Below are 26845 nucleotides of genomic sequence, written 5' to 3' on the forward strand. Positions count from 1 at the left end.
CATAACAAGGGAGAAGATCATGAAAGCCGTATTTTTCGATTTAGATGATACTTTGCTTTGGGATGAAAAAAGCATTCACACCACTTTTCAGGAAACATGCCGCGAAGCGGAAAAGAAATATGGACTGAATCCAGAAACATTTGAACAGATTGTACGTGAAGAAGCAAGAAAGCTGTATTCGTCCTATGAAACATATGATTATACTGTCATGATCGGAATTAATCCTTTCGAAGGACTGTGGTCCAATTTTAGTGAACCGATTAGCGAAGGCTTTCAAAAATTGAATGCCCTTGCACCAGAGTATCGCAAGAACGCTTGGACCAATGGCTTAAAAGAAGCAGGAATTGACGATAAGGCATTTGGACAATATTTGGCTGATTTCTTTGCAGCAGAGCGGAGAAAACGCCCATTTGTCTATGAAGAAACGTACCCTGTTTTAGACCGTCTGAAAGGCAGCTATGAATTGCTCCTTTTAACAAACGGAGATCCTAGTCTTCAAAAAGAAAAACTGGCAGGTGTTCCTGAGCTTGCACCTTATTTTAATGAAATTGTCATTTCAGGAGATTACGGGAAAGGCAAACCTGACCCTGGCATCTTTGAGCACTGCCTTCAGCTGTTAAATCTAACAAAAGACGATGTGATCATGGTGGGAGATAATCCAAAAACAGATATTCTTGGGGCATCTCGAGCCGGGATTCAAACCGTTTGGATCAATCGACATGGCAAAAAGAACGAAACAGATGTAACGCCAGATTATGAAATCAAAGACTTACATGAATTGTTTGATATATTAAAATAGAACAAACGAGAAAACACCCTTCTCCTAACGAGATTGGGTGTTTTTTGTGTGCTCAAACTACACAATTCCCGCTAGACTTTGCGCTTGCTTGTCTAAGCTGCGGGCTGCTTCTCCTACATTCATAAATTCCTCGCTTGCCTGCTTTACAAGATCGCGATTTGTAAACACCGTTGTCTTGGCCCGGCTCGTTCCGCTACTGACCTTCTCTACTTCCGCATGAATCGCCTTTACATATTGATCTACTTTGACGATCGCTTCTTTTGCATCAGTTGCAAGCTTTCGAATTTCTGCCGCCACTACACTAAAGCCATTTCCATAGGAACCTGCATGGGCTGCTTCGATCGCCGCATTTAATGCAAGGAGCTGGGTTTGTGAGGAAATGCTGTTAATCGTTGTAGTGATGGAGCTGATGGACTCTACCTGCTCTGTTAATCCTTCTAGTAAGCTCATATTTTGATCTGTTTCGTTTGCTATATGATCAAAGGAGACATTGACTCTTTGACTATGCTGGATGCCCACTTCTGCTCGCTCCATTAATTTCGCAGACATGTCCTTTAAATCGCCTACGACCTGTTTCATCGTGCTTTCTCTTTCTGTTATGTCTGTTGCGACTTTCACAACACCCACTACGCGTTCCTCTTCATTGCGGACAGGTGTATATGTCGCTTCAAGCCATAAACTGTCACCATTCTTCGTCTTCCGCTGCACCTTTTCCTGAAAGACTTGCCCCTCTTTCAAACGCTTCCAAAACATTTGATAGCTTGCGTGTTCTGCAATATGAGGAGGACAAAACTGTCTATGTTTTAAACCAATCATCTCTTGCTTTGAATATCCCATGGCTTTTGCAAAAATATCATTGACCCATAGCACTTCACCTGTCACATCAAATTCAATCATCGCCAGTGAGTGTTCCAATGCACGAAGTACTGCTGATCGCTCCAATACTTGTGATGATAAAGTGTTTGTTGTTTTCATCATCGCTTTCATACCCCCAATTTAACTCGAACCAATAGTACATACTTACCCATACTTTCATACTATCTAAACGTATCATTCAAGGGACTGGATCACTAGTGGAGAATTTTTCCCAAAAAGAAAAAGCCAGTGATCTAAGGAGAAAGATCACTGACTGCTTCGCTTGAAAAAGATTATTTTTTCGCTTCTGCTACTGCATGTTTCACAAAGGCTTCAAGATCCATTGTTTCTGAATCTTGCTCTCCGTATTTTCTTACATTGACTGCGCCATTTTCTGCTTCTTGATCTCCGACGACTAGCATGTACGGAATCTTTTGCATTTGCGCTTCTCTAATTTTGTATCCGATTTTTTCATCACGGCTGTCAAGCTCTACACGAAGACCTTCAAGCTGCAAACGTTCTTGTACTTTTTTCGCATAGTCTAAATGGACAGAAGGTGAAACCGGGATGACTTGGAATTGTACAGGTGCCAGCCAAGTTGGTAGGGCTCCTTTGTATTCTTCAATTAAGAAGGCAACAAAACGCTCCATTGTAGAAACAACACCTCTATGAATCACGACTGGACGATGGTGCTTGCCATCTTCTCCGATATATGTGAGATCGAAGCGCTCTGGAAGTAAGAAATCAAGCTGTACAGTAGACAGTGTCTCTTCTTTTCCAAGAGCTGTCTTCACTTGAACGTCAAGCTTCGGACCATAAAATGCCGCTTCGCCTTCTGCCTCATAATAGTCATGACCAAGCTCGTCCATTGCATCCTTTAGCATCGATTGCGCTTTATTCCACATGGCATCATCGTCGAAATACTTCTCAGTATCTTCTGGATCACGGTAAGATAAGCGGAATGTGTAGTCATTCAAGCCAAAGTCTTGATACACTTCTTCAATTAGGCGAACTGTACGAATGAATTCGTCTTTGATTTGATCTGGACGTACAAAGATATGGGCATCGTTTAATGTCATACCGCGAACACGCTGAAGGCCGGATAAAGCACCTGACATTTCATAACGGTGCATTGTACCAAGCTCTGCAATACGAATTGGCAATTCGCGATAGCTATGCGGCTCGTTTTTGTAAATCATCATATGGTGAGGACAGTTCATCGGACGAAGAACAAGATCTTCATTGTCCATTTCCATCACAGGGAACATGTCTTCTTGATAATGCGCCCAGTGCCCTGATGTTTTATACAATTCAACATTTGCAAGAACTGGTGTATACACATGCTCATAACCAAGGCGTACTTCTTTATCGACAATGTAACGCTCAATAACGCGGCGGATCGTTGCGCCTTTTGGCAGCCAAAGCGGTAGACCTTGACCTACCTTTTGAGAGTTCGCAAACAGTTTCAGCTCTTTTCCTAGTTTACGGTGATCGCGTTCTTTCGCTTCTTCAAGCAGGCGTAGATGCTCATTTAGATCATCTTTGCTGAAGAAAGCTGTACCGTAAATACGCTGAAGCATTTGATTGTTGCTGTCACCTCTCCAGTATGCACCTGCAAGGCTTAACAGCTTAAACTCTTTGATTTTCCCTGTTGATGGCAAGTGAATGCCGCGGCAGAGGTCAAAGAATTCACCCTGCTCATAAATCGTGACAGCTTCACCTTCTGGAATCGCCTCTAACAGCTCAAGCTTTAATTGATCACCAATCGCTTCAAAGCGTTTTTTCGCTTCTTCTCTTGATACTTCAATTCGCTCGATTGGCAGATTGCTGTTAATGATTTTTTTCATTTCTTTTTCAATCTTTGGTAAATCTTCCGGTGTGATGGCAACATCGATGTCCACATCGTAGTAGAAGCCATTTTCAATCACAGGACCTACGCCAAACTGAACGTGATGCTCTTTTCCATACAGGCGTTTGATTGCCTGTGCTAGCAAATGAGCTGTGCTGTGGCGCATAATGTCGAGTGCTTCATCACTTTTATCTGTGATGATCTCAATTGTTCCACTTTCTAGTAGCGGCGTACGCAGATCTATTTCTTTGCCGTTCAATTTACCGGCAAGCGCTTTTTTCTTTAGGCCTGGGCTAATTGATGCCGCGATGTCTTCTGTTGTAGCTGTGTTGTCAAACTCCTTGACTGCTCCATCTGGAAATGTAAGTTGAATTTGTTCTGACATCTCTGGTCACTCCTTTTTTTGGCAATATAAAAACCCCGCCCCCTGGAAAGGGACGAGGTTGAATAAAACGGAATCGTGGTTCCACCCTTTTTCCCGTATTTGCAGCTTACTTTTTCATAAGCAAACACGGCTTGTGGTTCGATAACGGGAATTCCCGTCAGCCATTACTAAAACGTTCACAGCTGATGTTCAAAGGTGGTAAAGCAAATGGTCCTCTGCTAGGAAGCTTTCAGCCGCGGCTTCCCTCTCTTTAAGCGGGTGTTCATTTGTTCATGTCCTTATCAATACGGTCTTTGTATGAAGTTACACCGTATTATAAAACGTTTTTTCGTGAAAATCAAGAAAGCTTTTCACTTTTCTGTTCCAAATGGTCATGGACAAATTGAACATTGTGTTCTTGAAATGAATGAGCCGGGAATACCTCGACCCTTTCTTGAAAAATATTTTGAATGGTCTGTACCATCGAGTGACCTGTATCATTTGTAAACAGGTCAATCTTTTTGGGCGCTATGGATACGAGTGGTGCAATCAGCTGCGAATCAATATACATTGGATGCTCTCTTACAAACTGTCTGTCTATGTATTGTTTTTGATCACGCTCAGAAGCGTACCGAAATTCCCAAATCATCAGGCGATCCTGATGCACAACATGTACTTTTTCGAGCTTCGGTTCTTTTGCCATCACATAGTCTCGAAGCGATTGAATGAAGTTTTGATATTCTTGTTCCATTTTGTATTCTTCAATGGAGACTTCAACATAGTTCTTCAGCCTCCTGTCATACTCTGACAGTCTGAATGTCATAAATGAACCAATTGAAAAAATACCTTGCTGTAAAGAAATCGTCTCGAGCTCCTTTGTTAACAGGGCTTCTCTTGACGGTTCTTGATGAATGCCGGGAATATCATCTAAATCCCCGTTCATGATGCTGTGGGCAATTGAAAGAATTTGGTGCTGCTCTTCAGGATCTTTAAATAAATACGTGTTTTCAAGAATGCTGCGCATGCGCTCATTTTCTTTGCATTCCAAAAAAAAGTGAACCAGTAATGGCCGCACAATGGACTCAAGTCCTTCCTTTGATTCCTTCGCCTCTATGAGAAGCCGGTCTTTCCCTTGTTGAATTGACATGTGATGCCGACTGTCCAAGTGTTCAGCAAGATGTAAAAAAGCGGCGGTATCATATTCATCTTCAAAGATTATTTCAAGCATGTTTGTCCCCCCTAACGACATCTGTTACATATATATGGGGAGAACATAAAAAATAGACGCCTAAAATAAATCAGGCATCTTTCTTTTTAAAATGAGCGGAACTGAGATAAAGATTAGATAAATCAAACAAACGATTGCTAAAGCGGCATAATTGCCGCTGACAAAGCTTGAGCCAAGGACATTTAATGCAACTGTACCCGGTATTAAGCCTAAAAAGGTAGCTGCCGTAAATGCACGATAATTTGCACGTGAAGCTGCTGCCGCATAGCTGACAAAGTCAAAATGGATTGGGGCAATTCGCAATAACAAAATGTAAAGAAACCCATGCTCCTGAATGCGGGACGTCACCGCTTTCAGCTTCCGGCTGCTTGATTGTGTTTCCTTCTTTTTTGCACGAAAGGTTGTGGTAAGCAGGAAGGAGCATGTTGCTCCGGCGGTAGCACCAACGAGGGCATAAATCGTCCCAAGAACACTGCCAAATGCCAAACCTGCTGCCAGCGAAAAAACCGTAATAGGGACGAGAACAAACGGGCGAAAAAGAGATAAGAAAAGAAAAACAAAGGGTGCCAGCATCCCAAATTGAAGCACCCAATTTTTCACATCTTTTGGCGCCAGCTGAAGATGCTGTTTGTTCAGCCACCAAAGTAAAACAGCGAGACCTGCAATCACGAGAAAAAGCAGCCATTTTCTTTTGTTCATTTCATTTGCTCCTCCTTCAGGTGATAGACGCTTTTATAAATGACGGCGGTTTTCTCCTTCGAGCAAGACTGCCTCTGCTAAATAGAGAATCCGTTCCATTAAACGAGCGGCTTTGACCTCTTCTTTTTCCCCGCGCTGTGAGTACGTAAAGTGATGCTTCAGTTCACTTGGTGAGAAATTAGAAGAGAAGAAAGTCGGCAGCTGCTCTGCCATACGGTATTGTAAAATCGTTCCGAGTAGTTCATCTCGAACCCAGCTTGTCATCGACTCTGCCCCAATATCATCAAGCATTAAAATAGGGGTGGATTTGACCATGTTCAGTTTTGATTCTAGTGTATGATCGGCTAACGAATTTTTTAGCTCTCTCACAAATTCAGGCACGTACACAAGGAGAGATGGGTATTCCTTCTCCGCTAACTGCTGCGCAATGGCTGCCAGAATATACGTTTTTCCTACTCCAAACTTTCCGTGTAAATATAAGCCCTTCCCTTTGCCCGTCTCATCATAGCTTTGCAGGAATTGCCCTACTTTTTGAATGACTTCCTGTCTTCCCACAACGTTCAAATCAGCGAACGTCGCTTGAAGAACATTTTGCGGAATGTACATGCTTTTCATGAGCTCTTGCTGTTTTTTCTGTCTATCGAGCCGCAGCTTGACTGGACAAGGGGAATATTCAATATCAATACTCTGACCTTTGATCACAAGCTTCGGGTGATAACCGTCTAAAATCGCATTGACGTTCTCTTCATCTAAGCAATATGAACAGCCCTTCGACTGCTGCACATATTCAAAAAGCCGGTTCAAGCTGCGATTGATCATGTCTTCGTGTATGTCTTCTTGGTGCTCCTGTAAAAAGGCTTTTACATCTTCATCAGATAACACACTCTCTTTAATCTGATTGTATCTCACACGAAAATCTACGCGCCCTTTTAGCTGTTCAAATGAACGACCGATCGGTTTCATCCTCATCTCACCTCATCTTAATGTGCATTGTACTTTTTCATATTTTTAAACTGATCTAACAGTTTTTCTTTTTCTCGTTCGAGGTCTTCTGTCGACAGGCTGTCTGTTTGTTCTTTTGCAGGCTGTTCTTTCGTTTCGGTTTCTTTCATCCAGTCAGGAAGCTTCTCTTCACGGACAACTTTCCCTGATCCGTATGTGCTACGCTGCTTTTTCTGCTGCGCCCACTCTGTCATTTGCCTGTTCTCTTCTTTGGCCATTTTCATGGCCGCCGCTACGGTTTTAATTTTCTTTCTCACCCAATGAGCGGCGATTTTTTGCATATATGTTTTCGACAGCTTCATATCTGTTTTCAGTAATGTATAGTAGATCAAAACGTTCATGACACCTGGCTCTAGCTGCTGCTCAAGCATAATATCTTCGACAATTCTTAAGTCGGCATATGTTGGCTCAATGCCGTCAGCCATATCTTTTAGCAGTTCCCTAGGCGAAATATGATCAAGCTTTTCAATCAATTTGGCATCCGGCGTATCTGCCACTGGCGCTTTTGAAGCATCTTGACGCAAGTGTCTCGGCTGTTTTTGATCAATGAGTTTTGGCTGCTCGCCTCTGTATTCAATTTGGTACCAGTCTCTTGCCGCTTTTCTCAGCTCTTCTGTTGAGATCATTTGATCCGAACCACAGGCGCCTGCTACAATATTTTGCATTTGAAGCGGGGTGATGCCGTATACAACGGCTAACTTCTTAATGGTTTCTTTCACCTGCTTTGTCAAAGCCTTTCTTGGAATCATCATATCAGACATGCCTGCTAACAATAAATCGAAATCAAAGGATTCGTCTGAGAGAGGAGCCGGCTGACTCGATCCAACGGTCACATATTCATAGCCCTGATCAAGTGATGACGCCTGATTGATTTCTTCTGTCATCCTGCGTTCACCTGGCTGCAATACGTGAAAAACTTCTTCAAACGACCGCGAGATGTTCTTTGCCTCTGCCGGAACACCGGGATATGAGAAATAATCACGAAGCTGCATATATTTCGCTTTCTCTACACGATGGTACAGCAGAACATTCAGCATACCATCTTGGAAAAACTCATCTGGTCTTAACGGCGGCACAAGCTCATATGTAAACAGTCTGCCTTCTTCCGTTTCCTGTTCATATGTGCGGAGTAAACCAATCGCTTCAAGCTTTAAACGTTCCTCAAAAATATCATTCAAATTCGTTTGCAGCATGACCATGAGCTGCCGATGAGGTGCGGGTTTCCCCCACATACGATTTTGTTCCAGCTCTCCCCACAGCGTCATATATAAGCTGAAAGCGGACATGCCTATAAGCGGCTGATATAAAAGAGTGATGAGCTGTCTATCGATGTCACCGAGCAATGAAGCGCTTTTGACGACATACGGATCGACGGCTAGCACTTCCTTCCAATGCTCTGTCATATGCTGATCCTCCCCATGAATTGCAATTGTTTCTATTGTACACCCTTTTTGCGTTTTACGCTTTACGCAGGAAAAAGAGCATGAAGTATCTTCAGCTCTTTTTTAGCGTTCTTTCTTTAATAAATCTTTTAATTCATCAATAAAGACGTTGATATCTTTAAACTGCCGGTAAACGGAGGCAAACCTGACGTAAGACACTTCATCAATTTTTGCCAGCTCGTCCATCACCATTTCACCTACAAGCTCACTTTTCACTTCTGACATACCTTGATTACGCAGTTCTTTTTCAATATTAAAGCAGACATCCTCCAGCTGCTTTAAAGCAACAGGTCGCTTTTCACATGCTTTTATGAGTCCTCTCAGCATCTTTTCGCGGCTGAATTCTTCTCGAATTCCTTCTTTTTTCACCACAATCAGTGGTAATTCTTCTAATTTCTCAAACGTCGTAAAGCGATATTGGCAGCTTTCGCACTCTCTTCTACGACGGATGGATTTCCCTTCATCTACTGGTCTTGAATCAAGCACCCTTGTGCCAAGGTGCTGACATGTGGGACATTTCATTTCATCAGCTCCGATCTATTCTTGGAAGTTGTTTGTCTAGTTCATCATAAAGGGAAAAAACCGTTTTCTCACTATAGCCAAAATCTGTTGGCAAGGCTGTTTCTGTTGTCACATTAAAATCGACAGCTGTTTCAAAAGGACGAATTGAAATGACAGTCGCTACGAGAAAGGCTTTTTTCGGCATACTGATGTTTGCGCTGATTTCACCTCGTTCTGCTGAAACAGATGTCACTTGATAGGAAGCGTGCCCAGAAAGCATGGCTTCCACCGCTTGAAAAACTTGCGCATTCGTCGATTTGTAGTAATGGCTTTTCAGTTCTGACACTGGATGCTCGTCAGATGTTTCTGTATGGTTTGACATGAACCGTTTGAACTTTTGTCCTAAAATCATCTACGTATCCCCTTTGCCATAATGCCTCTTCTTTATTTTATAAAAAAAACCTTTGTTTTCCTAGAACAAAAGTATAGGCGAGTTGGGGAATGTTGGATTTTCTCTATCAAACAAATATAAAAAGGAGCATAACACAAAGGCATTTCAATGCTTTTGGCCAGCTCCCATTGCGATCTTTTTTTATGTTTACAGTGCTTTGGCTTGCGCCTGTTTCACTTGTACAGGTCCCATGCCTCGAGGAATTTCAATGTTTTCTCTTGTTTCAGCACCTAATTCATCTCCGATATGATCTGCTGCGATATTCGGATCTAGGTCGCCGCAAGTATAAACATCTATGCTCGCATAACCATGTTCAGGAAAGCTGTGAATTGTCAGATGAGATTCAGAAATAATGACAACTCCACTTACTCCTTGAGGTGCAAATTTGTGAAAAGCAACCTCTCTTACTTCAGCTCCTGATTTCAAAGCTGCATTTACAAACGTTTTTTCAATAAAATCCATGTCGTTCAGTTTATCACAGTCGCATCCCCATAGCTCGGAGATAACGTGACGTCCGATTGTTTCCATCATGGACCCCCCTTAAACAAGAATGAAAGAGTGAAGTTCTAAGCAGCCGGACCGGACATATACCACGGGGGAAAGTTAGTCCAAAGAGGTCCTAACCCTTTAAGTATACCCGAATGAGTCTGCGAACAAGAAGTTCACGAAAAATAGTATACTTTGTTTAGACCCATTTTGCAAGCTGTGTTTTCAATGGGATTTTCTCTCATTCCTTGAAAAGGGACGTTCGTCTTCTTCATTTCAAACAGCAGAAAGCTCTTTCATCTGCGATCCGACAAACTTCACAAGATCCACCACTCTGCATGAATAACCCCATTCATTGTCATACCATGCAAGAACTTTTACTTTTCTATCCCCCATCACCATCGTTGTCAGTCCATCTACGACAGCTGAATAAGGGTTCGTATTAAAGTCTGTAGAAACAAGCGGCTCATCCGTGTAATCTAAAATACCGGAAAGAGAAGTTTTTGATGCATTTGAGAAGGCTGCATTGACTTCTTCTGCTGTGACATCTTTTTTCAAGTCGACAACAAGATCAACCATCGATACATTGGAAACTGGCACGCGAAGTGCAAGTCCATGCAATTTCCCTTTCATGTGCGGCAGCACTAAAGAAAGCGCTTTAGCGGCACCCGTCGTCGTTGGAATAATGGACTGGGCACATGCTCTTGCCCGGCGCAAATCCTTATGCGGGTTATCGATATTTTTTTGATCATTTGTATACGCATGAACCGTTGTCATTAAACCGTTGTCGATGCCAAATTCATCATCTAACAATTTGACAACTGGTGCTAAACAGTTTGTTGTACAAGATGCGTTTGAAATAACGACGTGCTTTTCAGGATCAAGATCATCCTCATTGACACCCATCACAATTGTAATGTCTTCATTTTTACCTGGAGCTGTAAGTACGACCTTTTTCGCTCCGGCATCTATATGGCCCATCGCTTGATCTTTTGAATTAAATTTTCCGGTTGCTTCTATGACGATATCAATCCCAAGCTCTCCCCACGGAAGCTGCTTTGGGTCTCTGTTATTGAGCAAAAGCACTCTTTTCCCATTTACAATCAGTGCGTCATCTTCTGCTATCACATCGCATTCGTAACGTCCATGATTTGTATCATATTTAATTAAATGTGCTAGCGTTTCGGCAGGATAGCTTGCGTTCACCGCTACAATTTGAATTTGATCATCAAGCATTGCTTTTCTGAAGACCATGCGTCCAATTCTGCCAAACCCATTGATCGCTGCTTTTACCTTCATGAACAGGTCACTCCTCTATTATGTGTTATACTCAATAAATTTATTTATGAAATTAGTATATCACATTAGATTGTAATTGCCAGTATATAAACGTATATTTTCTAAAAAGGGCTGTTCTTTTCATGAGAAATATAAAAGCATAAAAAAAGAAGAGTACGTGTATGTACTCTTACTTATCAGTATGTTCCCATTCATTTAATATGTTCTGCAATTGCTTTCTAATAAAAGCAAGATCTTGTGTATTTTCTATCACCCGGTCTGCTTTCTTACATTTTTCCTCAAGAGGCTGCTGAGAGTGAATCCGATTCAGCGCTTCTTCCGCGCTAAGGTCGTTTCGATTCATGAGTCGTGATAGCTGTAATTCTGGTGTTGTATACACCACAATAATGCGGTCGACGAGACTTTCCAGCTGACTCTCAAATAAAAGCGGGATATCCAGGACAACGAATGTTTCTCGGCTGTCGATTCCTTCATCTCGCTGCCTGAGCATTTCCTTTCGCACTTCTGGGTGAACGATCGCATTTAGCTGCTTTCTTTTCTCTTCATTAGAAAAAATAATGGCTCCCAGCTGCTGCCGGTCTAGCTCTCCATTTGGCAGGAGGACACCCTCACCAAAGGTTTGAACGATATGATGAAGGGCGGGTGTTCCTTTGGCGACCGCTTCTTTTGCAATCACATCTGCGTCCACAACCCGGATGCCCTGCTCTTTTATCATCTGCGAGACTGTGCTTTTTCCGCTAGCAATCCCGCCGGTTAATCCAATGACAAGCGTCAATTGATTTCCTCCTTTTACAGCTTCCAAACCCCAATTAATATGAGCAGAAGCCCTGGTAAGCATGCGAGTTTATCGATCCAGCGCCAATTTGCCAAGTAATGACCGGCACGCAGACCGATACATACAAAAAGTGAGCTCATCACTGCGACCGTGATACTCATGACAATTGGAGAAAAGCCTAGTATCGCTGCGCCAATCCCTGCGCCAAATGCATCAATGGATAAAGCAATTCCAAGAAGTACCGCTTCTATTCCATTAATCGTCCCAGATCGGTCTATATCTGCACTTGTCGGCTTTCTTAAAATGTGAATGACAAGCCCAAGTGATTTCACTTCCACATTGAGCAATGTCTTTTCATGAAGAAGCAAATCACGCTCTTTCGCTGGTTTGTAAAATTGATACAGGACCCAAAGGCCAATGGCAATTAAGATGCCTCCCCCCAGTTTATCGGTCACTGAGACAGGGAGAAATGTCGTCAGCAAGCTGCCAATCAGCATAGAAATGAGCAGCACAATCCCTGAGCAGCATGCAATAATGACGATGGCTTTAAATGGGATCCTCATTTTGCGGAGACCATACGTAAAGCCTACAGAAAAGCTGTCGATGCTGACTGCAATAGCTAAAAACAGGAGCGAAATCGAAATCATACCTGAACTCTTCCTTTCTGTTCATGCAACGATGATCAAGAGTCTCTAGGCGTTCTTAGACTCTTCTTCACTATATGAAGAGCAGGTGGGCTGTGTGTCAGTCTACACCTTGCTGAAAAATGAATGTTTTTTATCGTATGCATTGCAAAAAGGAAGCATGCTCATGGCTAAGCTTTATTGAGGACGTTTTTGGCAGGTCACACAAAAGTGTGTACCGCGCCCTCCGACTACTGTTTTCTCAATGATGCTTCCGCATGTTTGGCAAGGCTCTCCCCGCCGGTCATATACAAGAAGCTGCAATTGAAATGTGCCAATATCTCCTTGTGAGTTGATATAAGAACGAATTGTACTTCCTCCCGCATCTACCGCCACCTGAAGCGTATCGATGATCTGTTTGTGAAGCACTTTGCAAGATTCCAGGCTGAGCTGATTCGCTTTCGTTTCTGGATGAATCCCTGATTTAAACAGGACCTCATCTACGTAAATGTTACCAAGTCCTACGACAATCTTTTGATCAAGCAGTGCTGTTTTGACCACGCGGGTTGTTTTTTTCAATTGCTCCCATAAATACTCAGGAGTAAACTGTTCATCGAATGGTTCATATCCCAGCTGTGATAGCGGGAGTTCCCTTTCCTCTTCACCCGGCTGAAATAAATGCATCGTGCCAAATTTACGCACATCATGGTACCGAAGCTCCGTCCCATCTGTAAACGTAAAGACGACGTGTACGTGTTTATCATAAGGCTCATGCGCTTCATGTACACGATATTTCCCTTCCATCCTTAAATGGGAGACCATCACATAATGGTCTAAATGAAAGAGGAGGAACTTTCCTCTTCTTTCAATGGTTTGTATGGTTTCTCCAACCAATCTTCTTGCGAACTCTTCCGGCTCCCCAGGACGTTTGATGATGTTTGGCCATTTGATATCGACCGTTTCAATCGTCTTTCCTTCGACTAACCGCTTGAGAGTGCGCCGGACGGTTTCAACTTCTGGTAATTCCGGCATGCTCCTCGCTCCTTTTTCTCTCTATTATTTATTTCGCATCGTACCAAGATGGACCTGAAGCAAAATCAACTTTTAGCGGCACATCAAGCTGAAGTGCATTTTCCATGACTTCAGGAACAATCTTTTCAAGAATGGCGATTTCTTCTTTCGGCGCTTCAAAGATCAATTCATCGTGCACCTGTAATAAAAGATTTGTCTGCAGGTTTTCTTCTTTGAGCCTTCGCGCCATATCAATCATCGCTTTTTTAATAATATCGGCTGCGCTGCCTTGGATCGGTGTGTTCATGGCTGTTCGTTCTGCAAAGCTTTTGATATTAAAATTTCGGCTTGTGATATCTGGGATATACCGTCTGCGTTTAAGAAGCGTCGTGACGTAGCCTTTTTGTTTCGCTTCCTGAACGATTTCTTCCATATAGGTTTTCACGCCTTTAAAGCTTGTTAAATAGCGCTCGATAAATGCGGCGGCTTCTTTTCTTGTGATCCCAAGGTTTTGAGAAAGTCCATAGTCGCTGATTCCGTATACAATACCGAAATTTACCGCCTTGGCTTGTCTTCTCATAGCGGAAGTCACTTCTTCTTCTGAGACATGGAACACATCCATCGCTGTTTTCGTGTGAATGTCCATGTCCCTCGTAAATGCTTCGATCAAATTCTCATCTTGTGAAATATGAGCGAGTACACGCAGCTCGATTTGTGAATAGTCAGCTGCAAACATGAGCCAGCCTTCTTTTGAAGGAACGAATGCTTGACGAATTTTCCGTCCTTCTTCTAAACGAATCGGGATGTTTTGAAGGTTTGGATCTGTTGAGCTTAATCTTCCTGTTTGGGTGAGTGCTTGATTAAATCTTGTATGCACTTTATGGGTATCCTTGCGCGTTACTTTCATTAACCCTTCTACATAGGTCGATTGCAGCTTTCCAATTTGTCTGTAGTGCAGAATGGATCGAATGATTTCATGCTTATCTTCAAGCTTTTCGAGCACATCTGCAGACGTTGAATAGCCTGTTTTTGTCTTCTTGATAATCGGGAGACCCAATTTTTCAAAAAGGATGACACCAAGCTGTTTAGGAGAATTGATGTTAAACGTTTCTCCTGCTAAGCGGTGAATGGTTTCTTCATATTCTTTGAGCTTTTTCGTTAATTCTTCACCCATTTTCTCTAGGCGCTTTATATCTACCTTTACTCCAAGAGATTCCATTTCGCCTAAGATGAGTGCTAGCGGCAGCTCTAAATCTTCATATAGTTCATGCTGATCATTTTTTTCTAATGCTTCTAGTGTTAAATCATGCAAGGCTGAGATCGCCGCTGCTTTTCGTCCGAGATGTCCTTTCAGTTCATCTTCAGGTGGAATCGCCTGTTTTGCTCCTTTTCCGTATACTTTTTCATCAGAAAGAGCGATATTCAGACCATATTCCTTCGCTACACTTGCGACGTCTTCGTATGATTTCTGCGGGTTGACGACGTAGGAAGCGAGCAGAACATCATTGTCGACACCTTTTAGGTCGACATCATGCCATCTGAGAGCGACAACTGCTCTTTTTGAATCAAAGACCCATTTTTTCTTCGTTTCATCCTGTACCCATTCTTTAAATGCATCTGATTGAAGCGCATCTTCTTTCGTCATAAAAAACGCACCATTTTCATTATGGATCGCAAAACCGATCAAATCTGCTTCGTGATAATTATCTCCAAGCTGTTCTACCACAAGGGCTGCATGATCTGTCAGCATGTCGCCTCCTGCAGCTGTCATTTTTTTCACTTCTAATGCGTCTACTTCAACCTGTTCATCTGTTTCTGGTGCTTCTCCTAGACGCTCTAGCAGGGTTTGAAAGCCTAGTTCTTTATAAAGAGAGATCACTTGATCCATGTGTGGACCTTCGTAGGCAAGATCTTTGCTCGACACATCAATAGGTGCTTCTACGAGAATGGTCGCCAGCTCTTTACTCATGACTGCTTGTTCTTTATATTCTTCAAGCTTTTCTTTGAGCTTTTTCCCGCTCACTTCATCAATATGTTCAAGCAGGTTCTCAACTGTTTCAAACTGCTTTAACAATTTAATGGCTGTTTTTTCCCCTACACCTGGGACGCCTGGGATATTATCTGAGGAATCTCCCATCAGCCCTTTCATATCAATGATTTGATCTGGTCGCAGGCCATATTTCTCTTCAATATGAGCAGGTGTGTAGTATTCTACTTCTGTGATGCCTTTTTTCGTAATAGCCACTGTCGTATGATCTGTTGAGAGCTGGGTTAAGTCTTTATCTCCTGAGAAAATTTTGACTTCAAAGCCGTTTTTTTCTGCCTCGACAGCCAATGTACCGATAATATCATCTGCCTCATATTGAGGAAGCTCGTACCTTTTCACCTGATAGGCATCTAATAGTTCACGGATGAATGGCATTTGTTCTGATAGCTCTGGCGGGGTTTTTTGTCTTCCGCCTTTATATTCTTTAAATGTCTCGTGGCGGAAGGTTGTTTTTCCCGCATCAAATGCGACGAGCATATGGGTTGGCTTCTCGTCCTCCAGCATTTTCATTAAAATCATCGCAAAGCCATAAATAGCATTTGTATGTACGCCTTTATCATTTGATAATAGCGGCAAAGCAAAGAAGGCTCGATATGCGAGGCTGTTTCCATCCACTAACACTAATTTCTTTTTGTCTGTCATGTTTTAATCCTCCATCGGCTGAGCCATCTCAGCCGTCTCTTTCACACATTGTATCTTCATTTTATCAAAGTTTATTTTGAAAAGAAAATAGTCGAGCCTGCATAAAAAAGGGACGAAAACAACAAGTGTTTTCGTCCTTCCAAAATTGGCTCCTTGGATGAAGGGGTTCCTATTCATCCTATCAATGAATGTTTAACAAAACATGAATTCATTGTAAAGATCATGTAAATTTTAACGTGACTTTCCTTTTTTCTCTATGTCGATTTCAGGCTCACTGTAAAAGTCGTTCCTTTACCTTGTTTGCTGCGGACAGAAATTGTTCCTTCATGCGCTTCCACAAGGTGTTTGACAATGGCAAGGCCAAGACCTGTACCGCCTGAATTCCTGCTTCTATCTTTATCAATTCGATAAAATCTCTCAAATATTCTTGGAATCTCACTTTTCTTCATACCGATCCCTGTATCTGCTACATCAAATTCATAGGCACCTTTTCTCGGTCTTGCTGAGATGGTGACACTTCCTCCCTCTGGTGTATAGGTCAGGGCATTATTAACGAGATTGAGGAAGATTTGCTTTAACCTTAGCGGGTCTGCCATGACATAGACCGGTTCTTTCGGGACACGCACGTGTAATTGAATGCCTTTTTCTGTAGCCTTTTGTTTTAACAGCACTTGAATCTCTTGGATGATTTCTGTCGCATTGGCTTCTTGAATATTCAGCTTGAATTGCTGCTGCTCAATTTTAGAAAGATCAAGTAAGTCTTGAATCAATGTTTCTAGACGGACACTCTCTTTTAAAATGATAGAAAGGAATTCTGTCAGTGCTTCTTTGTCATCAATCGCGCCATCAAGAAGGGTTTCAGAAAATCCTTTAATCGACGTAATCGGTGTTTTTAACTCATGAGACACATTGGCAACAAAGTCTTTTCGCATCTGCTCCAGTTGCTTCGTTTCTGTCACGTCATGAAACACGAGGACAATTCCTTTCCATTCATCGTCTGTACTTAAAATGGGTACACCATCCACTTGGAAGTAGCGTCGTTCAATGTCAACGGCTAGACGTAAAAACTTCCGCACCTTCGTTTCTGTCATGAAAATTTCGTCAATTAATTCGATAATCTCTTCATGGGTAAACGCTTCGTGATACAGCTTGTGCATGTAAATGTGCTTTTGCACCTTAAACTGCTTGCGGAAGGTTCGATTGACGAGGTGGATATACCCCATCTTATCAATCAATATAATCCCCGCTCCAATATTTTCAATGACCGTTTGCAGCCGGTCTCTCTGCATTTCACCAGCACTTGTCATTTCTTGAAGACTTTCTGCCAAACGCTTCATGGAAGTATTCAGTTCACTTGTTTCAATCATCAGCTCTTCATAATTATTCGTATCATAGTTCCCGCGTTCTAGCTGTTTAGCTACCTTTGTCGCATAATCAATTGGTTTCACATATTTCATCGACATGCGGTACCCAAAGAAAACGATAATGATAATCGCCGAGCCAAGACAAAAGGCTAAGGCAAGCCAAAGCTGGCCGTCAATTTCATTTAAAGGCTCGTATGACGCATGGAGAAATAAATAACCCGCCGGTTCGTTTTGTTTTAAGATCGGGACAGCATAATGGAACAGCGCATCCTTCTCATCGTCAATAACGACCCCTTTTGTTTGGAGACGTTCATTGTTTAGTGTGTTTTGAATGACGGCCTTTTGTTCTGCTTGACCCGTTGTATGTATGATCTTCCCCTTTAAATCCACAATCGACGCATTCATATCAAAATGCTGCTTTGCCTGATTGAGGACCTCTTTGTTTTGCTTCGCCTTTAAATCATCACCATTCATAGAAGACAGGAGAAAGCTCGATTCCTTTTCCATTCGTTCCGTTAATTTTGTTTCATAGAAAACATGGAACATGTGATCCAGGAAAAGACCAAGTGCCACAAACACAATAAAAAGGAGAAAAATGAGTCCCGAAAACAGACGGGTTCTAATTTTACTCATTTGACTTTGGCTCCTCCAATTTGTAGCCTAAGCCGCGAATCGTTTTAATGTATGTTGGTTTTTTCGTGTTCTTTTCAATTTTGTCCCGCAAGTGGCTAATATGGACATCCACAATACGAGTGTCACCTGCAAAGTCATAATTCCAAACGGCACTTAGCAATAAATCACGCGTGAGGACACGTCCTTTATGCTTCGCCAAATAAAGCAGCAGTTCAAATTCTTTTGGCGTCAGCTCTAGACGTTCTTCCTGGAAATAGACTTCGTAGTGTTCTGGTAAAATACGCAGTTCACCAATTTTGATTTGATCTGCAATGATCTCTTCCTTCTCCTCTTGCGTGGGGGTAGGCTGAGATTGCTGTGCTCTTCTCAAGATGGCTTTTACCCGAGCACCCACTTCTCTAGGACTGAATGGCTTTGTCATGTAATCATCGGCCCCAAGCTCAAGACCTAGCACCTTATCAAATTCATCGTCCTTTGCTGTCAGCATTAAAATAGGGAACATCATTTTTTGAATTCTCAGTTGTTTGCACACTTCAATGCCGTCCATCTTCGGAAGCATTAAATCTAATACAATGAGATCAGGCTGTTCACTTGCTGCTTTTTCAAGTGCTTCTTCCCCGTCTCTTGCTGTGACGACATCATAGCCCGCTCTTTCGAGGTTATAGCTTAGAAGTGTTACAATCGATTCTTCATCATCCACAACTAATATTTTTTTATTCATGTTGTGCCTCCAATTAGTGATTTCCCCTGCATCCGTTTTTTTGTATCTTATGTGAAAAGCGAGAAGTCATGCTTTCTCTTTCATTTTAACTAAAGCTTAACAAGAGAACAATTTAAAATTTCGACAAGATTTGTTTTGTAAACAAAAAGAAGACTCCTCATCAGAGAAGCCTTCTTTTTTATTCATATTAAGACAATACTTTCATGACATTCTTAACAGATTCAACAGAACGGTCAAGCTGACTTCTTTCTTCTTCTGTCAGCTCAAGCTCGATGATCTGCTCAAGGCCGTTTCCACCTACGATTGTTGGTACACCTAGGTAAATGCCTTCGTAGCCATATTCACCTTCAAGGTAAGCAATCGTCGGCATGACGCGGCGCTGATCTTTAAGGATCGCCTCAACCATTTCAACTAGTGAAGCAGCAGGAGCATAATATGCACTACCGTTACCTAATAGGTTCACGATTTCGCCGCCGCCTTTTCTTGTTCTTTCAACAATTGCATCAATTCGCTCTTTAGGAATCAAAGTTTCAAGCGGGATACCGCCTGCATAAGAGTAACGAACAAGAGGAACCATGTCATCGCCATGTCCACCAAGCACAAAGCCCGTCACGTCTTTAACAGATAGGTTTAATTCTTGAGCAACGAACGTACGGAAACGTGCTGTATCAAGAATGCCCGATTGTCCAATGACTTTTTCTTTTGGTAATCCTGATTCTTTATAAACTGCATACGTCATTGCATCAACAGGGTTTGTTAATACAACAATGATTGTTTCTGGAGAATATTTAACGATTTCGCGTGTCACACTGCGCATGATTTTTTCATTTGTTGACACGAGATCGTCACGGCTCATTCCCGGCTTTCTTGCAATTCCCGCCGTAATGACCACGACATCAGAACCGGCTGTATCTTCGTAGTTAGAAGTTCCTGTAATGTTTGCATCGAAGCCTTGAACAGGACTTGCTTCCAGCATATCAAGTGCTTTCCCTTTTGTTGGGTTCTCAAGCTGCGGGATATCGACTAATACGACGTCCGCTAATTCTTTTTGAGCCGTTAGAAATGCTGTAGTTGCTCCAGTAAAGCCTGCTCCGATAACAGATACTTTTTTACGCTTGTTTGCCATTTCCTTTTTCCCCTTTAACTTTAAAGTTTAAGAATCAAGACAAGTTTTTGATGAGCTCGTCAGCAAACTCAGAACATTTCACTTCTGTTGCGCCATCCATTAATCTAGCAAAATCGTAAGTGACGACTTTTGATGCAATTGTATTTTCAACAGATTGAATCACTAGATCAGCTGCTTCCTGCCAGCCAAGGTGCTCAAGTAAAAGCACGCCTGATAGAAGAACAGAAGATGGGTTCACTTTATCAAGACCAGCATATTTTGGTGCTGTTCCGTGAGTCGCTTCAAAAATAGCGTGTCCTGTTTCGTAGTTGATGTTCGCACCTGGTGCGATACCAATTCCACCTACTTGTGCTGCAAGAGCATCAGAGATGTAATCTCCGTTTAAGTTCATTGTTGCCACAACATCGAACTCAGCTGGACGAGTTAGGATTTGTTGAAGGAAAATATCTGCAATGCTGTCTTTGACAATAATTTTGCCAGCAGCTTCTGCTTCACTTTGCGCTTTATTTGCCGCATCTTTTCCATCTTGTTCTACAATACGATCATATTGTGCCCATGTAAAGACCTTGTCGCCAAACTCTTTTTCAGCCACTTCGTAGCCCCAGTTTTTGAAGGCACCTTCTGTGAATTTCATGATGTTTCCTTTGTGAACAAGTGTCACAGACTTACGGCCTTGGTCGATTGCATATTGGATAGCCGCTCTGACAAGGCGAGAAGTTCCTTCTTCAGAAACTGGCTTGATTCCGATACCTGATGTTTCTGGGAAACGGATTTTGTTTACACCTAATTCGTTTTTCAAGAAGTCAATTAACTTCTTCACTTCGTCTGATCCTTGTGCATACTCGATACCAGCATAGATATCTTCTGTATTCTCACGGAAGATGACCATATCTGTGTCTTCTGGACGTTTCACAGGAGACGGTACGCCTTTGAACCAGCGAACTGGACGTAAGCATGTGAATAGATCAAGCTCTTGTCTAAGTGCCACGTTTAATGAACGGATTCCTCCGCCGATTGGTGTTGTCAGTGGTCCTTTGATTGCGATTAAGTATTCACGAATGTCTTCAAGTGTTTGCTCAGGAAGCCATTCTCCAGTTTTATTGTAAGCTTTCTCACCGGCATATACTTCTTTCCAAGTGATTTGCTTTTCACCTTTATATGCTTTTTCTACAGCGGCTTCAAGTACTCTTGATGCTGCTTTCCAAATGTCAGGACCGATTCCGTCCCCTTCGATAAACGGGATGATTGGATTATTTGGTACATTCAATACGCCGCCAGTAACTGTAATTTTTTCGCCTTGTGACAATGATATTACCTCCCAGGTTATGTAGTGAATATTTGAAACTTCTTGGCTTGATGTCTGCAAGCGAAGAAGTTTTTCACGTGATTCGTTTTTTGTTGATCTAGAGGCTGATTGGCCTTCGTGAGGATCAGCCCCCGCTTATTCTATAAACATTAGTCTCTTTCACTGATCGGAACAAACGTTTGAAGATCAGGTCCAATGTAGTCAGCTCTTGGACGGATGAGACGATTGTTGTCATACTGCTCTAAAATGTGAGCAATCCATCCAGAGAATCGGCTGATCACGAAAATTGGTGTAAACAAGTCATGATCAATCCCAAGACTGTGATATACAGATGCAGAATAAAAATCAACATTTGGTGGAAGATTTTTCTCTGATGTCACGATTTCCTCTGCGCGAACAGACATTTCATACCATTTCGGCTCGCCAGTCAGGTTTGTTAAACGCTGGCTCATTTCTTTAAGATGCTTTGCACGCGGGTCACCTTGACGGTATACGCGGTGGCCAAAGCCCATAATTTTTTCTTTCTTCTCTAGCTTACCATGAATATAGGAATCTACGTTTTCAACTTCGCCAATTTCTGAAAGCATCTTCATCACGCCTTCGTTGGCTCCGCCATGAAGTGGTCCTTTCAGCGCACCGATAGCCGCTGTTACACCAGAGTAGATATCTGATAGTGTAGCAACACATACACGCGCTGTAAATGTCGATGCGTTTAATTCATGATCCGCATGTAGAATGAGTGCCTTATCAATTGCCTCAATTTCTACTGGTGACGGCTCTTCGCCATTTAGCATATACAAGAAGTTCGCAGCATAGCTGTATTCTTCTTTTGGCTGTACAGGCTCAAGTCCCTTACGAATGCGTGAAAACGCAGCGACTAGTCCAGAAATTTTCGCCTGTAAGCGAATGGCTTTTCTGTAATTTGCTTCTTTGTCCATAATCTCTGATTCGTCATCAAGTAATCCTAGTAAGGATACCGCTGTACGAATCGCAGACATTGGATGAACCCCATCCAGCGAATACGATTTAAAGTGCTCAATGATTTCTTGCGGAATGTGAGCATTTTCGTTGAGCTGCTGTTTTAACTCACTCAGCTCTTGCTCATTCGGCAGCTTTAAGTGCCATAACAGGTAGACAATTTCTTCGAATGTAGCTTTTTCAGTTAAATCATCGATATTGTACCCTACATAAGTAAGAGTATCATCAATAATTGAGCTTACGGATGAAGTTGTTGCCACGATACCTTCAAGACCTCTTGTTGCTGTCATGTTCAATCTCCCCTTTTTAAAAAGATTCCCCTTCGTTGCAGAATTCTCGCTTTTTGAAAGCGCTATCCAATCCGAATAAGTCGGCAGGTTCAAAAAAGAAAATGCTTACATTTACCTATACGGTTAGAGCGCTTTTAGCCTCATATCTCTTGTGTGATCAATGAGTTCAAAATTAAGCCTATTCCCATTATAAACAATAATCAGACATTTGTTAAATGTTTAACTATAATTTTTTTTGATATTTTTTTTTCCAGTCTTCCATATCAGGCATGGAATAAAGGGATTTTGCTTCTTTTATTATATTTAATTATGTTTTTTTGCAAAAGCTCACGCAAGAAAAAAATAAAAAAGAAAGTGGCATGAACCACTCTCTTTTCAACCGCTGAAAAATTTCACAGCCTGCATCGCCAAATAAGCAATTCCTGCTCCGATCAGCGGACCGACAGCTACCCCTTTAAATAAGCTGACTGCCAAAATCGTCCCGAACACAAGCGCTGCTGTGATATGCGGATCATTTTCGAGTAGCACAATACCATTTTTTGCGATTAATGCTACTAATATACCCGCTCCAAGTGCAATCCAAGCATAAGAAGATTTCATGGCTTCTCCAAGCTGCTTAAATCCAATGTCACCTGTTGCAATAGGAACAAGCACAGCAATTGTAATGACGGTGACGCCCCAATTGATGCCCTTCGATTGAAGAACTGGGAAAATTTTTTGATCCAAACCAATCAGCTTAATCCCAATGAGCACAGAAACCGCTAAAATTAATGAATTGTTTTTTGCAATAAGTGCAATAACGAGTAAAAGAACCAAAAATAAATTTGCTTGAGTAAACATACGCCGCCCCTTCCTTTCTTTTTATTGCGACCTTTTCATATTACTAATCTTTTTGAATAAAATGAAGTATCGGACATGCTTGTTTTTTGGAGGGGATTGTGTGAATCACACCTATATGGCCATTTTTCTACGAAGTTTGATGATGATCAGCATTGCTGTATTTGCGGTTGTCTTTTTATATCAGTCTTTTCCTTTTTTATATCCTTTTTGGATTGCACTTATTGTATCCTGCCTGATTCACCCTGCTGTATGCAAAATAGAAGAGATCACCGGAATGCCGAGAGGATTTGTTGTCGTCATTGTACTACTGCTCTTTTTAGTAGTAGCAGCCGGTTTCATCACACTCTTAGTAGCAGAAATCATTTCAGGAAGTGCTTATTTGGCAAAGGTTCTGCCTGGTCACCTTGATCGCATGATTGGGATTGTGGAACAGTTTTTTACAGATAAGATCCTGCCTTTGTACCATGATGTAACCGCCCAATTTAATACACTTCAAGCTGGTCAAAAGGAATCGATTTTGGGACAAATCCAAGCGCTAGGCGATGAAGCTGCCGCAAAAATAGGGACTTTTCTTTCAAAAACACTCGAGCTCATCCCGGCTTTTTTAGGTCTTTTGCCTGATGCAGCCGCAACCCTTTTGTTTTCTGCACTGGCGACTTTTTTTATCACGAAAGATTGGTTTACATTAAAAAAATATGGCTCTCGTATCTTTCCCGCAAAATGGATGCAGCATACACGAGCCATTTTATCTGAAATCAAAAAAGCCATTACCGGTTTTATGAAGGCGCAGCTTTTGCTTGTTGCGATGACCATCGGCCTCGTCATCATTGGACTGATCATCTTAAAAGTCGAGCACGCCCTTGTCATTGCTTTATGTATTGGGTTTGTCGATTTACTTCCTTATATCGGGAGCGGCACCGTTTTTCTGCCGTGGATCATTTACTCCGCCATGACAGGAAACCTTTCACTCGCCATCGGGCTCGGCATTTTGTATATTGTCGTGCTCATTCAAAGACAAATATCAGAGCCAAAAGTCTTAAGCAAATCCATTGGGCTTAATCCTTTAGCCACGCTTGTGGCGCTATTTGTCGGGTTAAAATGGTTGGGTTTCCTCGGACTCGTCATTGGCCCTGCTTCCCTTGTCGTGTGGCAAGCATTTCGTAATGCAGGTGTTTTCAGGGATATCTATCAGTACATTCGGTACGGCATGCAAAAGTAAAAGAGACCTTCAGCTCAAGGTCTCTTTAGCGAATAATTGTATAGCGACTGCGATTAGACATGTTTCTAAGCCAGCGTTCAAAAAGCGGCTTGATTTGCTTTCTCGTCATCGGAATGAGCAGCAGCGCACCGATGATATCTGATAAGAAGCCGGGAATGAGTAGCAGCAGACCGCCGATTAGAATGCAAAAACCATCGACAATCGCTACCCCTGGCATTTTGCCATATTGTAAATCTCTTTGCACTTTTTGAAAAGCTTCGATTCCTTGTTTTCTTGCAAAATAAGCACCTAATGCACTCGTGAGTACGATCATCAGCATCGTTGGCAAAATGCCAATGATTTTACTTGATATTAAAAATAAACTGATTTCCACGGCAGGGAACAGGATCAATAATAGTAGCAAATATTTTTTCAAGCCATATCACCTCATGGGGTATCTTTCACCCGAAAGCTGTTTTACTTTTTTAGTGTAACATAAAAAAAGAGAGGAGTCAGACAACTCCCCTCGTGTGTATCAATTAAAGGACGCTTGCACGGCCTTTGTAGATCGCTCCGCGTGCCGGATCTACTGTAATCTCTTCGCCTTCTTTTAGCAGTGTTGTTGCGCTGTCAAGACCTACAATCACTGGAATGCCAAGGCTAAGTCCAACGACTGCTGCATGGCTTGTTAGTCCGCCTTCTTCAGTGATCAGGGCAGATGCTTTTTCTAAAGCACCCATCATATCACGGTCTGTACAGTTTGCAACAAGAATTGCACCATCATACATTTTTTCCTCTGCTTCTTTTCCGCTTTGCGCAATGACAACCGGTCCAAATGCAGATTTACGGCCAATTCCTTGACCTTTCGCAATGATGTCACCGACAACATAAACTTTCATTAAGTTTGTTGTACCTGTTTCACCAACTGGCACACCAGCTGTAATAACGATTAAATCGCCATGTCTCACGTAGCCTGTTTCAATCGATTTCTCGACTGCATTCTCAAGCATTTCATCAGTAGACGTCGTTTTTGAGCCGCTCTTTGCAAATACACCGAATACAAGAGATAGCTTTCTCGCAACTGATTCGTTTGCTGTAACTGCTACGATTGGTGCTTTTGGTCTATATTTTGAAATCATTCTCGCTGTATGACCGCTTTCCGTAGGTGTCACAATCGCTGCAACGTCAAGCTTCATCGCTGTATGTGCAACAGATTGACCGATGGCATCTGTAATGCTGACATCTACTTCTTCGCTTCTGCGAGAAAGAATGGCTTTATAGTTGAGTGCATCTTCTGAACGTGATGCAATGTTATGCATCGTTTGTACAGCTTCTACTGGATATGTTCCTGCTGCTGTTTCACCAGAAAGCATAATCGCATCTGTGCCATCAAAAATGGCATTTGCCACGTCACTTGCTTCCGCACGAGTTGGACGAGGATTACGCTGCATGCTATCAAGCATTTGGGTCGCTGTGATGACTGGTTTGCCTAAGCGATTGCATTTTTTGATCAGCATTTTTTGAACAAGTGGTACTTCTTCTGCCGGGATCTCTACACCAAGATCTCCACGTGCAACCATCAAACCGTCTGATACCTCAAGGATTTCATCGATGTTATCAACACCCTCTTGGTTTTCAATCTTAGGAATGATTTGAATGTCAGCCGCGTTATTCTTTTCAAGAAGCTCACGAATTTCAAGAACATCAGAAGCTCGTCTCACAAAAGAAGCTGCGATGAAATCGACGCCTTGTTCAACTCCGAACAGAATATCATTGGCATCCTTTTCTGTAATACCTGGCAGGTTCACACTTACACCTGGTACGTTTACACCTTTTTTGTTTTTGAGCGTGCCTGTATTCATGACCTTTGTGACGATTTCTTTGCGGTCCATGTTAATTTCTTTCACTTCTAAACCAATAAGACCATCATCTAATAGAATCGTTGAGCCTACTTCTACATCATGAATTAACTCTTCATACGTCACACTAATTTTTTCCGTATTTCCAACAATGTCTTCCATACTTACGATAAGATCTGCACCAGCGACTAGCTCAATTGAGCCGTTTTCAACTGTGCGTGTACGGATCTCTGGACCTTTTGTATCAAGAAGGATCGCAATGTCCTTGCCTAATGTTTTACCTGCTTTACGAATGTTTTCAATGCGTGCACCATGCTCTTCAAAATCTCCATGAGAGAAGTTTAGTCTGGCTACATTCATTCCTGCTTCAATCAATTCAGTCAGCTTTTCAATAGTTTCACTTGCTGGACCGATTGTACAAACGATTTTTGTCTTTCTCATTACTGTTCCTCCTAAG

General features: G+C 42.1%; 24 protein-coding genes and 1 other annotated feature. Of the genes, 2 read left to right on the plus strand and 22 right to left on the minus strand.

The window, feature by feature from the left end:
• Positions 1–19 precede the first annotated feature (19 nt).
• On the plus strand, positions 20–799 hold the full coding sequence (locus MHB79_RS13025; RefSeq protein ID WP_113387222.1) for an HAD family hydrolase: 780 nt from the start codon (positions 20–22) through the stop codon (positions 797–799).
• Positions 800–856: 57 nt separating this feature from the next.
• Here MHB79_RS13025 and MHB79_RS13030 read toward each other — a convergent pair whose 3' ends face one another.
• The 20 genes from MHB79_RS13030 to MHB79_RS13125 all read right to left on the minus strand — a co-directional run bounded on the left by MHB79_RS13030 (position 857) and on the right by MHB79_RS13125 (position 23331).
• Complete coding sequence (locus tag MHB79_RS13030) at positions 857–1777, minus strand: methyl-accepting chemotaxis protein (protein WP_340989928.1); 921 nt, start codon at positions 1775–1777, stop codon at positions 857–859.
• 170 nt (positions 1778–1947) lie between these two features.
• Positions 1948–3888 (minus strand): threonine--tRNA ligase, encoded by a 1941-nt coding sequence (gene thrS / locus MHB79_RS13035; RefSeq protein WP_050943600.1) that lies wholly within the window; start codon positions 3886–3888, stop codon positions 1948–1950.
• A 45-nt stretch (positions 3889–3933) separates the two neighbouring features.
• Positions 3934–4182, minus strand: a binding site (T-box leader).
• A gap of 43 nt (positions 4183–4225) precedes the next feature.
• On the minus strand, positions 4226–5095 hold the full coding sequence (gene ytxC / locus MHB79_RS13040) for a putative sporulation protein YtxC (protein ID WP_050943599.1): 870 nt from the start codon (positions 5093–5095) through the stop codon (positions 4226–4228).
• A gap of 60 nt (positions 5096–5155) precedes the next feature.
• On the minus strand, positions 5156–5794 hold the full coding sequence (locus MHB79_RS13045) for a TVP38/TMEM64 family protein (RefSeq protein WP_340989929.1): 639 nt from the start codon (positions 5792–5794) through the stop codon (positions 5156–5158).
• Between the two features lie 33 nt (positions 5795–5827).
• Complete coding sequence (gene dnaI, locus MHB79_RS13050; protein ID WP_034620615.1) at positions 5828–6757, minus strand: primosomal protein DnaI; 930 nt, start codon at positions 6755–6757, stop codon at positions 5828–5830.
• A 17-nt stretch (positions 6758–6774) separates the two neighbouring features.
• Positions 6775–8199: a replication initiation and membrane attachment family protein gene (locus tag MHB79_RS13055; RefSeq protein WP_050943597.1), complete on the minus strand. Its 1425-nt coding sequence runs from the start codon at positions 8197–8199 to the stop codon at positions 6775–6777.
• A 102-nt stretch (positions 8200–8301) separates the two neighbouring features.
• Positions 8302–8760: a transcriptional regulator NrdR gene (gene nrdR, locus MHB79_RS13060; RefSeq protein ID WP_003216720.1), complete on the minus strand. Its 459-nt coding sequence runs from the start codon at positions 8758–8760 to the stop codon at positions 8302–8304.
• Between the two features lie 4 nt (positions 8761–8764).
• Positions 8765–9151 carry a hypothetical protein gene (locus MHB79_RS13065; protein ID WP_003216254.1) on the minus strand — a complete coding sequence of 129 codons (387 nt, stop codon included), beginning with the start codon at positions 9149–9151 and terminating at the stop codon, positions 8765–8767.
• A 186-nt stretch (positions 9152–9337) separates the two neighbouring features.
• A complete protein-coding gene (gene speD / locus MHB79_RS13070) occupies positions 9338–9718 on the minus strand; it encodes an adenosylmethionine decarboxylase (protein WP_003216492.1) in 381 nt (126 codons plus the stop codon).
• A 234-nt stretch (positions 9719–9952) separates the two neighbouring features.
• Entirely contained in the window at positions 9953–10975 is a 1023-nt protein-coding gene (locus MHB79_RS13075; RefSeq protein ID WP_226803823.1) for a glyceraldehyde-3-phosphate dehydrogenase, read from the minus strand.
• A 169-nt stretch (positions 10976–11144) separates the two neighbouring features.
• The gene (gene coaE / locus MHB79_RS13080) at positions 11145–11750 is read right to left on the minus strand and encodes a dephospho-CoA kinase (protein WP_050943596.1); all 606 of its coding nucleotides are present in this window, start codon (positions 11748–11750) and stop codon (positions 11145–11147) included.
• 14 nt (positions 11751–11764) lie between these two features.
• Positions 11765–12397 carry a sporulation membrane protein YtaF gene (gene ytaF / locus MHB79_RS13085; protein ID WP_106029040.1) on the minus strand — a complete coding sequence of 211 codons (633 nt, stop codon included), beginning with the start codon at positions 12395–12397 and terminating at the stop codon, positions 11765–11767.
• A gap of 174 nt (positions 12398–12571) precedes the next feature.
• Positions 12572–13405, minus strand: a complete 834-nt coding sequence (mutM, locus tag MHB79_RS13090; RefSeq protein WP_003216358.1) for a DNA-formamidopyrimidine glycosylase — start codon at positions 13403–13405, stop codon at positions 12572–12574.
• 28 nt (positions 13406–13433) lie between these two features.
• Positions 13434–16073 carry a DNA polymerase I gene (polA, locus tag MHB79_RS13095; protein ID WP_050943594.1) on the minus strand — a complete coding sequence of 880 codons (2640 nt, stop codon included), beginning with the start codon at positions 16071–16073 and terminating at the stop codon, positions 13434–13436.
• 254 nt (positions 16074–16327) lie between these two features.
• Entirely contained in the window at positions 16328–18070 is a 1743-nt protein-coding gene (gene pnpS, locus MHB79_RS13100) for a two-component system histidine kinase PnpS (protein ID WP_106029038.1), read from the minus strand.
• A complete protein-coding gene (locus tag MHB79_RS13105) occupies positions 18063–18791 on the minus strand; it encodes a response regulator transcription factor (RefSeq protein ID WP_050943592.1) in 729 nt (242 codons plus the stop codon). Before MHB79_RS13105 ends, pnpS begins: the two co-directional genes overlap by 8 nt.
• A gap of 187 nt (positions 18792–18978) precedes the next feature.
• Positions 18979–19917, minus strand: coding sequence for a malate dehydrogenase (mdh, locus tag MHB79_RS13110; RefSeq protein ID WP_003216833.1), 939 nt, complete (start codon positions 19915–19917; stop codon positions 18979–18981).
• Positions 19918–19951: 34 nt separating this feature from the next.
• Positions 19952–21223 carry an NADP-dependent isocitrate dehydrogenase gene (gene icd, locus MHB79_RS13115; RefSeq protein WP_003216780.1) on the minus strand — a complete coding sequence of 424 codons (1272 nt, stop codon included), beginning with the start codon at positions 21221–21223 and terminating at the stop codon, positions 19952–19954.
• A 149-nt stretch (positions 21224–21372) separates the two neighbouring features.
• Positions 21373–22491: a citrate synthase gene (citZ, locus tag MHB79_RS13120; protein WP_008346063.1), complete on the minus strand. Its 1119-nt coding sequence runs from the start codon at positions 22489–22491 to the stop codon at positions 21373–21375.
• A 375-nt stretch (positions 22492–22866) separates the two neighbouring features.
• Positions 22867–23331, minus strand: a complete 465-nt coding sequence (locus MHB79_RS13125; RefSeq protein WP_044139290.1) for a DUF441 domain-containing protein — start codon at positions 23329–23331, stop codon at positions 22867–22869.
• Positions 23332–23431: 100 nt separating this feature from the next.
• On the opposite strand from MHB79_RS13125, the gene ytvI reads away from it, so the two are divergent.
• Complete coding sequence (gene ytvI, locus MHB79_RS13130) at positions 23432–24550, plus strand: sporulation integral membrane protein YtvI (protein ID WP_212046207.1); 1119 nt, start codon at positions 23432–23434, stop codon at positions 24548–24550.
• Positions 24551–24575: 25 nt separating this feature from the next.
• Here ytvI and MHB79_RS13135 read toward each other — a convergent pair whose 3' ends face one another.
• Both MHB79_RS13135 and pyk read right to left on the minus strand, forming a co-directional pair.
• On the minus strand, positions 24576–24965 hold the full coding sequence (locus tag MHB79_RS13135) for an FxsA family protein (RefSeq protein WP_003216718.1): 390 nt from the start codon (positions 24963–24965) through the stop codon (positions 24576–24578).
• Positions 24966–25068: 103 nt separating this feature from the next.
• On the minus strand, positions 25069–26829 hold the full coding sequence (gene pyk / locus MHB79_RS13140; protein ID WP_003216573.1) for a pyruvate kinase: 1761 nt from the start codon (positions 26827–26829) through the stop codon (positions 25069–25071).
• Positions 26830–26845 lie beyond the last annotated feature (16 nt).

It is taken from the genome of Bacillus sp. FSL M7-0558, from assembly GCF_038003245.1.
GTDB classification, from domain to species: Bacteria; Bacillota; Bacilli; order Bacillales; family Bacillaceae; genus Bacillus; species Bacillus pumilus.